This is a genomic window from Streptomyces sp. NBC_01089, from assembly GCF_045162975.1.
GTDB lineage: Bacteria > Actinomycetota > Actinomycetes > Streptomycetales > Streptomycetaceae > Streptomyces.
Genome location: NZ_CP108660.1, coordinates 922,206 through 936,194, shown reverse-complemented (window position 1 = coordinate 936,194; position 13,989 = coordinate 922,206). Strand labels below are relative to the sequence as shown.

The following is a 13,989-nucleotide window of genomic DNA, read 5'->3' as shown; positions in this document are numbered from 1 at the left end:
AGAGGTCGGCGCCGGAAGGGCGTTGGCAGGGGGCGTCTCGGACCGCTGTGTCCCATCGGTAGGATCTCGGGCCTACTCGGCACTTGACGGACCTGCGGGGGGAAGCAGACCGATGGCAGCTATCGTGATCGTGCACGGCATCGGAAACCAGTACCTGGGCAAGTACACGCTGCACAGTAGCGTCGCGCCCGCGCTGCTGGACGGCGTACACCTGGCCGACGGCCCGCCGCTCAAGCCCGACGACGTGGAAGTCGCCTTCTACGGACATTGGTTCCGACCGCCCGGCACCACCTCCGGCAAGGGCGAACCGGCTTACGCCCACCGTGATGTGACGGATCCGTTCGAAACCGAACTGCTGCTGGCTCTCTGGCGGGAGGCGAACCGGCTGGAGCCGGACCGGGTGCCCGCGCCGGACCCGACGGGCACCGGCACGGCACGGAGCAAGGCCGCCGTACCGCACTCGGTGCAACGAGCGCTGTACGCGCTCAGCAGGTCGTCGTTCCTGGCGGGCGTGGCCGACCGTTTCCTGATCGGGGTCTTGAAACAGGTACACCGCTATCTCACCGACGACGTCGTCCGCGCAAGCGTCCAGCGGGAGATCGCCGACTGTGTGACCTCCGAGACCCGCGTGCTCGTCGGCCACTCCCTCGGATCCGTGATCGCGTACGAGGCGCTGTGCGCCCACCCGGAGTGGCCCGTCACGACCCTGGTTACCATCGGCTCTCCGCTCGGCATCCCCAACCTGGTCTTCGACCGGCTGCGCCCGGCACCCCGGGCGGGCCGGGGCGCGTGGCCCGGTGGGGTGCGCCGCTGGCACAACCTGTGCGACCGACGGGACGTCGTCGCCCTCGCCAAACGGCTCGCCCCTCTGTTCCCGGACCTGACGAGAACGGTCGACGACGTCCTCGTCGACAACGGCTGGCGGGCCCACGCCCTCGAACACCACCTCACGGCCGCCGAAACCGGCGCCGCCATAGCCGAGGGCCTGGCCGGGGGAGCGCGGTGACGGACACCGCCGTACCCCGGTGGGCGCTCGTCGTGGGAAACCGGGAGTACGAACACCTCGATCAACTGCCGTACGTCGACCTGGACCTCGACGTCATGGTCGGAGTGTTGTCCCGGCTCGGTTACGGTACCGCGCGCCGGGTCTCCGGCTGCACGACTGAGGGACTGCGCGCGGAGCTGGCCGACTGGGCCGAGTCCGACGACGACCGAGGCGAGGGCACTCTGGTCCTCTACTACACCGGCCACGGCGACCGCAGCGCCGACGACCGCCACTACCTTCTGTGCAGGGACAGCCGCCCCGGGCGCCTCAAGGGCACGGCCCTGGCCACCGAGGACGTCGTCGGCATCGTGACGGAGACGGGCCTGCGGCGCCTCTTGCTGATCATCGACACCTGCTACGCCGGTCAGGGGTCCGTTGATGCCGTCCGCGAACTGGCCCGCAGCCTGACCGCGACGCGCGAGGCCGGCCAGCACCGCCTGACGTCGTTCTCCGTCATCGCCGCCGCCCGGCCACTCGAACTCGCCGCGGACGGCGCCTTCGCCGCGGCCCTGCGCGACGCCGTCGACGACCCGACCCTCGGTGGCCCGCGCCAGCGCAAGCTGTTCGTGGAACAGGTCGTCGACCGGGTCAACGAACTGCTCGCCGAACGCAGCCCCGGCCAGCACGCGACCTTCGGCACCCTGTGCGGCGACGAGGTCTCGCTGTTCCCGAACCCCCGGTACGCACCGGACGTTCCGGCGGAGGGCGTCGACCTCTCCGAGCAACGCGTCGCGCTCAGCGCGGAAGGGCGACGGCGACGGGAGGAATTGGTCAGCCACTTCGGACCATGGGGTCGGGGAACCGAACGGGCGGCCGAGTGGGGGACGTACTTCACCGGGCGGCATGAAGCGTTGCGAGCCCTGACGGCGTGGGTGCACGGGAAGGAGGACGACGACGAGTACGTCATGCACAGAATGCTGACCGCGGACATCCGGCCACGCCGGACGGTGTTCAGTGCCCAGCGTCAAGTCGTGGTAACCGGCAGCCCAGGCGTGGGCAAGTCCGCACTGCTCGGCCGCCTTGTCGTGGAGAACTCCGAGGTCACCCGTCGGCCCGACCTGAGCGAACTGAGCGAACGGACCGGCCTGGCCGATCCACGAGACCTTGAGTGGCTTTTCGGCGTCTTCCAGGAAAAGGGGCGTATCCACGCGGCGATCCACGCCCGTCACAAACTGCTGTTCGACCTGGTCGCGGCGGTCGCGGACGCGGCCGGGCTGCCGGGCGGCACCGGTCGGGAGGAACTGCTGCATGCTCTGGCGGAGCGGTCCGAACCGCTCGTCCTCGTGATCGACGCCCTGGACGAGGCGGGCACGGCGAGCGGCGACGGCAGGGGCGGCGAGGCCGAACACATCGCCTCGGTGCTTCTCGCGCCCCTTGCGAAGATCCCGTGCGTACGGCTCCTCGTCGGCACCCGACCGAGGGTTGTCGAAACCCTGGGCCGCCGGTTCACCACCCTGGACCTGGACGACCCGCAATGGGGCAGCGTCCAGGACGTGGCCGATTACGCGCACAAGCTGCTCCGGGCCCCCGACGGTCTCGGCAGTACCGGAGCGTACGAAGGCGTCGCCGGCTCCCGGCAGGTCGCCGAGGCGATCGCCGTGCACGCCGAGGGCAACAATTACCTCGTCGCCCGCTTGATCGCCCGGGCTCTCGCCCACCGCCCCGATGCTCTCGACACCAAAACCCCTGGCTGGCGGCAGCAGATCCCGCGTCCCACGGACAGACCGTCCCTCACAGCCGGCCCCGCCTTCCGCTGGGCCCTGCGCGACCAGCTGCACGAAGACGCCGACCGAGCCCGTTCCCTGCTGCTTCCCCTCGCCCTGGCCCAGGGTGCGGGGCTGCCCAGTGCCACGGTGTGGCCGGCGGTCGCCTCGGAGCTGACGGGCGTCCCGGTGACGGCGGACGACATCCGGTGGGTGATGCGGGCCGCGGGCGCGCACATCGTCGAGGAACTGGACGCCGACGGTCGCTCGGTCTACCGCCTCTACCACGAGTCGTTCGCGGACGAGTTGCGCGCGGACGCGGCACCTGGTGCCCTGCCCGCCGTCACCCGCGCCCTGCTCTCCCTCGTCCCCACCGGCGCCGCGGCGGGCCTGCGCGACTGGTCCGGAGCGGACCCCTACATCCTGGTCCACCTCGCCACCCATGCAGCGGGCTGCGGCCTCCTCGACGACCTGGTGTGCGACCCGGGATTCCTGATTCACGCCGAACCGACGGCCTTGCAACGAGGGCTGCCGACCGTACGATCCACTCCGGCAAGAGCCGCGCGGGCCGTCTACGAGCAGGTGGGGCCGGAGCTGTCCCGGGAACCCGATCCACGGGCACGGCTGGCCCAACTCCGGCTGTCCGCGCTCCAATCGGGCGCCCATGAGCTCACCGCAGCGGCAGGGGCCCGGGGCGACGAGCGTCCGCCGTGGGACACCGAGTGGACCCTGCCCCTCGACGACAGGGCCGCGGGCTACCGGGCGATCGGTAGTTACGAGGGTGAGGTGACTGCTGTCGCCCTGCTGGAGTTCGACGACCGGAAGGTGGTCGTCACGGCGGAGACCCCGAACCGGGTACGGCTGTGGGACTTCGCCACGGGAACGAGCCTGGGCGAACTGCCGGGCGCCGCCGCTCATCCCATTCGGGCCCTCGCCCCGCTGCCCGGCGCGGAGTCCTCGCGGCTCCTCGTACTGTCCGGTGCCCAGGAGGGGTTCGGTTCCCGGGCGGTGCTCGGGCTCTTCGATCTGCGTACCCTCGCCCCCTCAGGACCCTCGGTGCCGACTCGGGCGTTCGCGTGGGCGGTCACGGACGTCGAAGGCCAGCCCGTCGTGGCGCTGCTGGAACCCGGGGCGATTCTCCTGGTGGATCCGACCGACGGCAGAAGACTGACGCGTGTTCCGGTGCCCCACGTCGGACACACACCCCTGTGGTGGTACGGATCGCGCGGCGGCTGGCGGATCGGCATGGGCATGCGCGCGGGGCGACTCGTGGTGGTGATCGCTGGCAGTGACGTGGACAGCGTGGGCAACGGACGGATCTGGGAGTGGGCCGTCGACCCGGGTGCCGGGTGGCAGGTGACGAGGTCCTCCCCTCCACGCCGTGCCAAGGGCCACCTGATCCTTTCCGTGGCTGTATGGGAGGACAGGACGTGGGTGGTTTCGACGCTCGCGAATCCGCCGCTGGCGACGGATCGGCAGCGCCAGCGGATCGTGCGCAGCAACACCCTGGCCGAGTGGACGGAATACCGGCGGCTGAGCTGGGCGGAGCTCGTCTCGGCTCCCGGTGAGAAGTTCCTGCTCTGCTACGGAGAACCCGACGACGAGCTCGGTGTCGTCGGGCTCGACGGCCGCCTGCGGGCTGCCGCCACGGTCAGTGGATCCCCCGCGTTCTTCCGCCATGTCCGGACAGACACCCAGGGACATCAGGTCCTGTCCTGGCAGGGCGACAGCCCCGCTCCGAGGGTGTGGACCCTGCGGTCACCGACGGGTCCGCCGAGCCGGCGTAAACACCGCAACAGGCTCCGGCCCACCCTGAGCGCTGGTCAGTACGCCGGCCGCCAGTCGTTCTTCGTCCTCGACAGGTTCCTTGACGCCGCCACGGGGGACGATGTGACTCCCCCGCGCGGGCACGCGGCGAACCACCGCACAGTCGGCCACCCGGAACTGCCACCCCTGCGATACAGCTGGCAGGACATGGTCTGGGGCCCGACCCACGTGACCTTCATGGGCGAAGACCCGCTCGACCTGCGGCTCCCGAACCGTATGACACCAGGACTCGGCCGGCTCCAGGGCAAGGACGTGATCGTCGGCCCCCACAGCGACTGGTTCAGAGCATGGTCGTTGGACGGAGAGCTGATCGGGCAGTGGAGCACGCACGGCAACGGGGTACCGGTGCAGTACGTCGAACACGAGGGAAACCTGCTCGCCGCGGTGCCACACGCACAAGGCGGTGGGATCCAGGTCTACTCCTTCCCGGACGGCGCGCCCGGTTTCTCTCTGCTCAGGTCCTCCGTCCCTCGGCTGAGTGGCCATCACCTGGGCCTGTGGCGCGGCGAACCGGTGATCGGCGTCCTGCTCGACGGCGGAATCTCGGTGTTCCACGCCCTCTCGGGCAAGCCGCTGTGGCGCTACGAGGACATGAGCCACCGCCGGGCTTACCCGATCCTCCGGCTGCTGACCGTGCACGGCCGCCGCCTCGCACTCGTCGTCCGCCCCGACCAAAGCCTGACCTTCCTGGACGCCGACGCTGATCGAGTGGCCTTCCGTGTCCATCCCGGCGCCAGGGTAGACGCCGTTGCCCTCGCGGGCGAAGACCTCCTCGGTGTCCTCACCACGAAGGACTTCACCTGTCTCCGTCTGCCCGCCCACTGAGGCGACACCTCACCGGCCTCGCCACCTCACCCCGTTCCAACGTCCCGGATACGGCCGGATTCCGAGAGCCCGGCCGCCCCACCCTCGTCCAACAGACACGACTGTCGGATGAGTCACCGTTGCGCGGTGTCGTCCTTGCTGCTGTGGCGATCGCTGGCCAACGGAACGTGCCCCATGGGGACCAGTTGGGGACCACACGGTGTCCGCACACCTGAACGGCACGCACGTCGCCCCGCGCCATGCTCCCTAATTTCTAGCTGTATGTGCAGACAAAAGGGATGACCCCTGCTCCTGGGGGTCAAGGGGTCGCAGGTTCAAATCCTGTCGTCCCGACGGTGCAGTACAAGGTCAGAGGGGTCCTTCGGGGCCCCTCTTGATCGTTTCCAGAGGTGCCGTCTCACAATTTCTCACAAACGCTGTTGATCAAGGTCAGCCGAGCAGTTCGGCCAGCTTCTCCGAACCCGCCCTGAGCGACTGCGGGTCGGGGTGCACGTAAGTTCGCTTCGTGAACCCGAGGTCCGAGTGACCGGCCCACGCGGAGACCACCGTGTCCGGCACCCCGTTGTTCGCCTCTTCGCCGGGGACGACCCGCACCGGCTGAACGAACGCCTTGTGGTGTGGGAGGGGCCGCCCCCGACGGACCTCGCCCGCCGCCCCGAGACCCTGATGCGCATGTGCGAGCAGGCCGGGGCGGACACCGTGGTCGTGGACTCGCTGAAGGGCGCGGCCATCGGGCTGTCCTACGACGAGGTGGGGGCCGGGTGGAACCGGGCGCGGCAGTTCGCGCTGTGGGAGGGCGTGCAAGTGCTGGAGCTGCACCACACGGTGAAGCGCGGCGAGAAAGGCGCCGAGCCGAACACCCTCGCGGACATCTACGACTCCACGTGGATCACGCCGGGTGCGGGCTCGGTGATCTCGCTCTGGGGCGAGACGGGCGACCCGATCGTGAGCCTGCGCCACCTGAAGCAGCCGTTCGCGGAGGTGGGCCCGTTCAGCCTGCTGCACGACCACACCACCGGCACCACGACCGTGCACCACACGGCGGACCTCGTGGCGCTGGCCGGTGCGAGCCGGGGCGGGGTCTCCGCTCCGGACGCGGCGCGGGCGATCTTCGAGACGGAGAAGCCGAGCGCGGCCCAGAAGGAGAAGGCGCGGCGCAGTCTGGCCAAGCCCGTGGAGGCCTGGCAGTTGGAGGCTAAGGCCGGCCCGGCCGGCTCAGGCGCGGTCTATCGGGCGGCCGCCGGCGCCCTGTCCTGCGCACCGCGGGCGTACCGTGGCAGCGTGGCAAATGAAGACCTGGGGAAGACTCTGCGCCGCCTGCGCCGTCTGGCCTCCCTCACACAAGAAGAGCTGGCCGAGCGCTCCGGCGTATCCGTTGACGTGATCCGTCAGCTCGAACAGGGACGGAAGCACTCGGCGCGGCTCCCCACGCTGCACGCCCTGGCGAATGGCCTCGGCGTGGAGCTGACCACGCTCCTCGGGGACCCGCCTGCCGTGTCCTCCACCGGGGAGAACGACGGTCCCCGCTTCGTGGCGGTGCGCCGTGCCATCATGCCCGCGCTCTGGGGACCGGCGCCCGAGCCGCCCGGGCCCGACTTTTCCATGGACAGTCTGCGTGAGCAGATCGCGGACGGCTGGACGCGGTACCACTCTGCTGAGTTCGACACGGTCATGAAGGCGCTGCCGGACCTGATCTCGGATGCGCGTTCCGCCACCGCATCGGGCAGCGAGGACGAGCGCAGGGCCGGTTTCGCAGCCCTGGGGAAGGCACTTCAGCTCGCCGGGCACGTTGCCGTGCGGATGGGCAAGACGGACCTCGCTCTGATCAGCCTCGAACGCGCCGTAGACGCTGCCGGACAGTCCTCCGACCCGCTGCTACTGCCGATGATCGTCAACTCCACGGCGTGGACGTACCAGCGGCAAGGCCGTCTGGAAGACGCGCTGGGTATCGCCCTCCGGGCCGCCGAGGACATCGTGAGCGCAGGCCATACCGATACGGCCGACGGCCTGAAGGTGTGGGGCGCACTGACCATGAGCGCCGCCACGTCGGCTGCGCGTAGCGGTGACTACGAGCGCGCAGCCGCGATGATGGAGACGGCCGAGAAGGAAGCCGCCCGCGTCTCGAAGTTGCCGGACGGCGGAGACAACCGCATGGTCAGCGTCTTCAGCCCTTCATCGGTCCGCATCGAACGCGTCCGGCTCGCAGTGCAGTACGGGCACCCGCAGGACGCCCTGGCTCTGGCGAAGGGGATGCGGCTCAGCAAGGACACACCTCCGTCGTGGCGCACGTGGCTGCTGCTGGACGTGGCCCGGGCCCACACGGACACCGGGGACGCGGCTGGAGCCGTGAAGACTCTGGAGTCCCTGCGCCGTGTGGCGCCGACGTGGATGCAGCACCACACCTTGGCCGTGGCGATCGTGCGCGACCTGTGGGCGCTACCCAATCACCCTCCGGGCCTGCGGCCGTTGGCGGAGTTCCTGGGGGTCTGCGAATAGCGTGGTGAAAGTGGGACGTTGCGCCCCTGTCAGCGTTCCAGGCATGTCGCTTACATGAGCGGACAGCGCCCCGGCGGCCGTGCGACCGGCCCCGGGGCTTGGCCGATCTGAAGGAAGCAGACCGACATGCCGCAACCTACAACCCGGGCCCGCCAGACCGGGCACCCCGGGTACAGCGAGACCCTGCCGAGGGAGCCCGAGAGCGCAGCCACCGCCCGGCGTCTGCTTCGTACCGCCTGCGCTGTCTGGGGGCTGGACGAGTTGGCCGAGGACGGGGCGCTGATCGTCTCCGAGTTGGTGGCCAACGCCGTGCAGCACGCCCGGCGGGAGTCCATCCGAGTCGTCATCGACCGCCCCGACGCCGCGCGGGTGCGTGTCGGCGTCGCGGATCTCTCTCGGGCGCGGCCGGTGGAGCGCGAAGCGCACGACGACGAAGAGGGCGGGCGCGGTCTGCGTCTCGTGGCGGCGCTGGCCGCCGATTGGGGCACGGACGAGCGCCGGTGGGGCAAGATCGTGTGGGCGGACCTGGAAGGGCGCGGGTGACCACGGGAGAGACCCCTGGCGGCAGTGGGGCCCGTGCCCATCTGTCGCAGTTGATCGAGCTGTTCGGCACGGACGGATGCCTGCGGATCAGTACGGCCCCTGCTGAACCCGGCCCGCCCGCTGTCGGCGGAGAGTCCGAGGACAACGAGCAGAACTGACCGTCCCAAGGCGCGGCGAAGCCCCGGCCGGTGAACTCCACCGAGCCGGGGCTTCGTCGTCTCACGGCCGTCTCACACAGGTCTCACGAACTGCACGGACTGACCTGGAATTTGTGCGCTGACCTGGACGCTTCTGCTCTCCCTGGCTCTCACGGACCCCCTGGACGGTGTTTCGTTCACTGGGGGGGGGCAAGGGGTCGCAGGTTCAAATCCTGTCGTCCCGACGGTGCAGCAGGGCTTCGAGCCCAGGTCAGGGCCTCGTATCACTTCGGTGATACGGGGCCCTCGATCGTTTTCGGGGGCCGTGGGGCCCCAGCCCGGCGTAAGTGTCCGCGTCTCGGCGGCCTATTCTGAACGCATGGCTGATGGGGCGGGACGGGCCGAGCCGTTCGGAGTGTGGGCCACCGCCGTGGGCGTGGCCCGGGTGCGGGCGAGGGAGACGGCACGCGAGCAGCCGCTGTTCCGGGACCCGCTGGCGTCGGCCTTCGCCACGGCCGGCGGGATCGGCCCAGGGCTGCAGTCCCCGCGCGCGGACGAGGCGGACGAAGCGGCCCGGCGCCGCCGGCTCGGCGTGGTCGTCTCGATCGTCATCCGGACGAAGTTCCTGGACGATCTGCTGGACCGGGCGGTCACGTCGGGCGTCCGGCAGGTCGTGCTGCTCGGCGCAGGGATGGACAGCCGCGCCTTCCGGATGGACTGGCCCGCGGGGACCCGGCTGTTCGAGGTCGACACGGCCGAACCGCTGGACTTCAAGGCCGCGGTGCTGCGCCAGGAACAGGCCGTTCCGCGCTGTGAGCGGATCACCGTCCCGGTCGACCTGCGCGACGACTGGCCCGGCGCTCTGGCCGCGGCCGGACACGTTCCGGCGCGGCCGACGGTGTGGATCGCCGAGGGACTGCTGATCTATCTGCCCGAGGACGCGGTGCAGTTGCTGCTCGAACGGGTCGGCGCGCTGTCCGCCGCGGGCAGCAGGATGGGCCTGACCCTGGGCGCCCGCGGTGTGGTCGAGCGCTTCCGCGGGGACGCCGCTCCCGGGTCGGCGGCTTCGATGTGGATCTCGGAGATGCCGGAAGACCCGGTCGGCTGGCTGGACGGCCTGGGCTGGGAGGCGGAGACCTTCACCTTGCGGGAGCGCGCCGAAGCCTACGGACGACCGTTGCGCATCCCGCCGCAGCACGACGAGGGCCCCGGCGGACTGGTCTCGGCGGTCCGCGCGGCGCACTGAGAACGCCGAAGGCCGGCCCCCGCGTGTGACGGGGGCCGGCCCTCTCCTGACGGCCCTCTGCTGACGGCTGTCTCCCGACGGCCCGCTAGCGGACGACCCGGCGGACGGCCCGCTAGCGGACGGCCCGGTGGGCGCCGCTCACGCCCGCTGGGCCGCGTCGTACAGCGGCTCGGTGATCGCCGAGCTGAACTGCGGGCCGACAAGGTAACGGACGCAGTCGTCGTGGGAGTCGACCGGGCAGGGGGCGCCCGCGGTGTCGAAGAACGCGCTCTGCGTGTTGTCGCCGACCACCGTGCCCACGCCGGTCACCGGGTGCAGGCCGGTGATCCGCGGCCCGCCGCTGGAGCCGCCGCCCATGGTGCACGGCAGGCCGAACAGGCCAGGCGGCTCGGGGAATTCGGGCGTACCGGGGTATTCCCTGCCGGTCCCCGAGCAGTACGCGAGACGCTCGCCCGTGTACTCGGGGAGGCCCTCGCGCGAGGGGTCGTTGGCGGCGCGCGGGTAGCCGAAGGAGTCGCCGGTCACGTCGCCGGGCCGATCGAAGCCGATCTTCTGTGCCGCGCCGACCGCGTCCTGTAGCTTTTGGCCCCGCTCGTTCGGGTTCAGCACGACGAACGCCTGGTCGTAGGCGTCGTACGTCTCGGCGTGCTGCTGGTCGTTGGCCAGCCAGGTGGCGTCGGCGACGCCCGTGCGGCCGACGAATTTGCCGTAGGGCGCCTGGCCGTCGTGGTAGCCGGGCACGAACATCTCGTTCGTCGCCCACTGGTTGTTCTCGCCCAGCAGGTCGGTGTTGTCCACGCAGTGGCCCGCGGTCACCACCGTGCTGCGGTTGGCGCTCCGGACCACGGTGGCGGTGCAGCTGACGTCCTCGCCGTGGTCGGTGAAGAACAGCCGTCCGACGGTCTTCGGCAGCGCGTTCTCGGTGGTCCAGGGCGCGCCGTCGGGGCCGCCGGCGGGCGGGTTGCCGGACGTCGGCGTGGTGAGCGCGGCGATGCGCTCCGGCGTCCAGTAGTGCAGGACCGCCTGCTGCTGTGCCGCGGTGACCGCCTGCTGGTGGACGGCCACCTGGCCGGCGGCGGGGTGTTCAGCTGCCGGAGCCGGGGCGGCGACCAGCAGGGACACTCCTGCTGCCGCCGCCGCGGCCACCGCGGTGATGCGCCGCAGGTGCGGACGGGACAGGGGCCCATGGAAGGGATGTGGCAGATATCGCATGGGCAGAGAATGCGGAACCGCTGTCAGCTTCTTGTCAGTTTTCTGTCAGCCGGTGATGTCGGTCCTGAGCGCCTCGACGCAGGGGCGTTCCGCTCCTGGGACCCGGGGCCGTTCCGGGCCGGTGTCAGGGTGTCAGTTCCTGCAGAGCGGCAGTGTCCGCACGTATCCGCCGAGGTTCTCGTCGTCCGTGCCGAGAAGGGCCTCGGTGGTTCCCGGCAGGCACTCCACCCCCTCGATCTTGTGCTGGGGGAACGTCTTGAGCACGGTCGGTGAGGCCGCCAGTGTGACCCGCACCTGCCCGGCCCCCGACACGGTGACCCGGCCCGCTTCGCTCACCGCGGATTCGAAGGGGCCGTCGTCGCCCTCGTCCGCCGCCGAACTCACCACGATCCGGCCGGAGTCGGTCACCGAGATATCGGAGATGTGCCTGGTCTCCTGATCGGTCGGATACGCGGCCCGGTACGCCTGGTGGGTCACGCCGCCGAACTGCGCCTGCCCCCACTCGTCGAAGCTGAGGGACGCCGAGTACAGCGTGGCGGGGCGGTCCCGGCCCGCTCCGCGGTCTGCCCACAGGGCGGCGAGGTGGTTGTCACGGGACACCAGCGCGAGGCTCTCGAAGTTGTCGCCCTGGCCGATCGCCGGGAGCGGCGCGTAGTCGAGGACCTTCGCCGTGGAGCCGGTGACTTCGAGGTGGTAGACGATGCCACGGCCGGCGAGCGCCAGATACTCCGAGGGCTGCCCCGGAACGGCTTCGACGGCCTCCAGGTCCACGGGCTCCGGCCCGTCCCAGGTGACCGGAGAGACGCGATCGGAGTCCTTGCCCAGGGTGATCCGGGACAGGCGCTGCTGCCCGGTGTCCTTGTTGTCGTGCACGACGAGGGCGCTCACGCCCGCTCCGTGCGGGGCGTGGCCTTCGTACGCGATGCCGCTGACACCGCTCCGGGCGTCGCCGCCCACCTTCTGCCATCCGGTCGCCGCGTCCTGCCGCCCGTCGGCGGTACCGGCCGTACCGTCCGCACCGGCCGGGGCGATGCCGAGCGCCGTCAGCAGCGCCGTCGCCGCCGTGAGCCAGACCATCCGCTGCACCATGGGGAGTTTCACTGGAGTTCGCTCGCCTTTCTCTCCGGCAGACGCGAGGTCACGCGTCTGCCGACAGAGTATTGATCATGGTGAGCGAAGGGCTGTTCCGGTGCGGCGTTTCAGCCGTCGGACGTGAGGCGGGCCAGCCACTCCCTCAGCAGATGCTGCTCCGCGCCGCTGAGCGTCGTCTGGTCGGGGAGCGTGGCCAGCAGGGTGCGGGCGGCGCCCGCCGGGCCCGCGGTCCGCACAGCCGGCTCGTCGTAGGTCACCGCGGTGACCATGGACTCCCGCAGGGTGGTCAGCAGTGCCGGGTCGCGCCGCTCCTCGGGCAGTGACAGCCAGGTGAGCACCGCGCCGCGCGCCGTGGCGTGGATGATCGCGGCCGCGAGGTCCTCGTCGACACGGAGCCAGCCGTCGGCGGCGAGGCGCCGGATGCGGCCCATGAGGATCTTCATGCCGGCCTGGAAGGCGGCCGACGTGCCCCTGGTGGGCTCGCTGTACATCAGGGTGTAGAGGGCCGGGTTGGCCAGGCCGAACTCGACCGCCAGGTCCCAGCCGGCCCGCAGGCCCTCGATGGGGTCCTGCGGCTCGGGTGCGGCGTGCTCGCCCTGCTTGGTCGCGAGGAACGTGGCGAAGCCGTACTCCGACACCGCGTCGAGCAGCCCCGCCTTGTCGCCGAACAGCCGGTAGATGGCCGGGGGTTGCAGACCGGCCGCGACCGCGACCGCGCGGGTGGTGACCGCGTCGCGGCCCTCGCGCGCCAGCAGATCGGCGGCCGCCTCGATGACTCGCTGCCGGGGCTCCTCCCGGTCCGCGGCCGGGGTGGCGGAGTCGACGGCGGTTGCGCCGTCCCTGTCGGATGGGCGTGGTGACATGAGTCAACGATACCGCTGATACCGCTCGGGCTGTTCCCTCGGAAATATCGGTGTTATCGTGAAGGTGATTCCACTGGAACTATCGCTGGAGAGAACCATGATCATCGTGACCGGAGCCACCGGAAAGCTCGGACGCCAGGTCGTCGAGAGGCTGCTGACCCGCGTCCCGGCCGGCCAGGTCGGCGTGAGCGTTCGCGACCCGCGGAAGGCCCAGGCGTTCGCCGATCAGGGTGTCCGGGTGCGGCGCGGTGACTTCACCGACGCGGACAGCCTCGCCCACGCCTTCGAGGGCGCTTCCCAGGTGCTGATCGTGTCCGTCGACAAGATGGGCGAGGAGACCGTACGGGACCACCGCGCCGCGATCGACGGTGCCGTCGCCGCCGGCGCCCGCCGCATCCTCTACACCAGCCAGATGGGCGCGGGCGCCTCGTCGCACTTCCAGGCATGCCGTGACCACGCCGCCACCGAGGAGGCCCTGCGCGCGTCCGGCGTGCCGTTCACCTCCCTGCGCAACGGCTTCTATGCCGCCAGCGCCCTCCAGCTGGCGGGCCCCGGTCTGGCGGCGGGCGAGATCGCGCTCCCCGCGGACGGCTCCGTCACCTGGACCGCGCACGCCGACCTCGCCGAGGCCACCGCCGTCATCCTGGCCGACGAGGGCCGCTTCGACGGGCCCACCCCGCCGCTCACCGGGGCGCAGGCGCTGACCTTCGACGACATCGCGCGCCTCGCCACCGAGGTCACGGGCCGCACCATCACCAGGACCACCGTCCCCGACAGCCAGTACCGGGAGGACCTGCTGGGCCATGGCGCTCCCGCCGAGGTGGCGGACCAGCTGCTGGGTATCTTCGCGGCGAGCCGGGCGGACGAATTCACCGCCGTCGAACCGACGTTGGCCACCCTGCTCGGCCGCGAGCCCCTCACCCTGCGTACGGTCCTGCGCGAGCACCTGGCGCAGGATGCCGTGCGCTGACCAGCCCCGCCTGGAGGGCGGGCATACGCC

At 70.9% G+C, this 13,989-nt stretch carries 10 protein-coding genes; 7 read left to right on the top strand and 3 right to left on the bottom strand.

Going from position 1 to position 13,989, the window contains the following annotated elements:
* Positions 1–112: 112 nt before the first annotated feature.
* The 6 genes from OG510_RS04185 (at position 113) to OG510_RS04160 (ending at position 9,822) form a co-directional block, all read left to right on the top strand.
* Positions 113–1,006: a hypothetical protein gene (locus OG510_RS04185; protein ID WP_406135322.1), complete on the top strand. Its 894-nt coding sequence runs from the start codon at positions 113–115 to the stop codon at positions 1,004–1,006.
* Positions 1,003–5,400: a caspase family protein gene (locus OG510_RS04180; protein ID WP_406135321.1), complete on the top strand. Its 4,398-nt coding sequence runs from the start codon at positions 1,003–1,005 to the stop codon at positions 5,398–5,400. Before OG510_RS04185 ends, OG510_RS04180 begins: the two co-directional genes overlap by 4 nt.
* 1,281 nt (positions 5,401–6,681) lie before the next feature.
* The gene (locus tag OG510_RS04175) at positions 6,682–7,896 is read left to right on the top strand and encodes a helix-turn-helix domain-containing protein (protein ID WP_406142298.1); all 1,215 of its coding nucleotides are present in this window, start codon (positions 6,682–6,684) and stop codon (positions 7,894–7,896) included.
* A 126-nt stretch (positions 7,897–8,022) separates the two neighbouring features.
* Positions 8,023–8,439 carry an ATP-binding protein gene (locus tag OG510_RS04170; protein ID WP_406135319.1) on the top strand — a complete coding sequence of 139 codons (417 nt, stop codon included), beginning with the start codon at positions 8,023–8,025 and terminating at the stop codon, positions 8,437–8,439.
* Entirely contained in the window at positions 8,436–8,597 is a 162-nt protein-coding gene (locus tag OG510_RS04165; RefSeq protein WP_406135318.1) for a hypothetical protein, read from the top strand. The genes OG510_RS04170 and OG510_RS04165 overlap by 4 nt, the downstream gene beginning before the upstream one ends.
* A 358-nt stretch (positions 8,598–8,955) precedes the next feature.
* Positions 8,956–9,822 (top strand): SAM-dependent methyltransferase, encoded by an 867-nt coding sequence (locus OG510_RS04160; RefSeq protein ID WP_406135316.1) that lies wholly within the window; start codon positions 8,956–8,958, stop codon positions 9,820–9,822.
* 138 nt (positions 9,823–9,960) lie between these two features.
* Here the strand turns inward: OG510_RS04160 and OG510_RS04155 are convergent, their stop codons facing one another.
* The 3 genes from OG510_RS04155 to OG510_RS04145 form a co-directional block, all read right to left on the bottom strand.
* Entirely contained in the window at positions 9,961–11,034 is a 1,074-nt protein-coding gene (locus OG510_RS04155; protein ID WP_406135315.1) for a trypsin-like serine peptidase, read from the bottom strand.
* A 132-nt stretch (positions 11,035–11,166) separates the two neighbouring features.
* Positions 11,167–12,135: a hypothetical protein gene (locus OG510_RS04150; RefSeq protein WP_406135314.1), complete on the bottom strand. Its 969-nt coding sequence runs from the start codon at positions 12,133–12,135 to the stop codon at positions 11,167–11,169.
* 98 nt (positions 12,136–12,233) lie between these two features.
* Positions 12,234–12,989 (bottom strand): TetR/AcrR family transcriptional regulator, encoded by a 756-nt coding sequence (locus OG510_RS04145; RefSeq protein WP_406135313.1) that lies wholly within the window; start codon positions 12,987–12,989, stop codon positions 12,234–12,236.
* Between the two features lie 97 nt (positions 12,990–13,086).
* On the opposite strand from OG510_RS04145, the gene OG510_RS04140 reads away from it, so the two are divergent.
* The gene (locus OG510_RS04140) at positions 13,087–13,959 is read left to right on the top strand and encodes an SDR family oxidoreductase (protein WP_406135312.1); all 873 of its coding nucleotides are present in this window, start codon (positions 13,087–13,089) and stop codon (positions 13,957–13,959) included.
* Positions 13,960–13,989 lie beyond the last annotated feature (30 nt).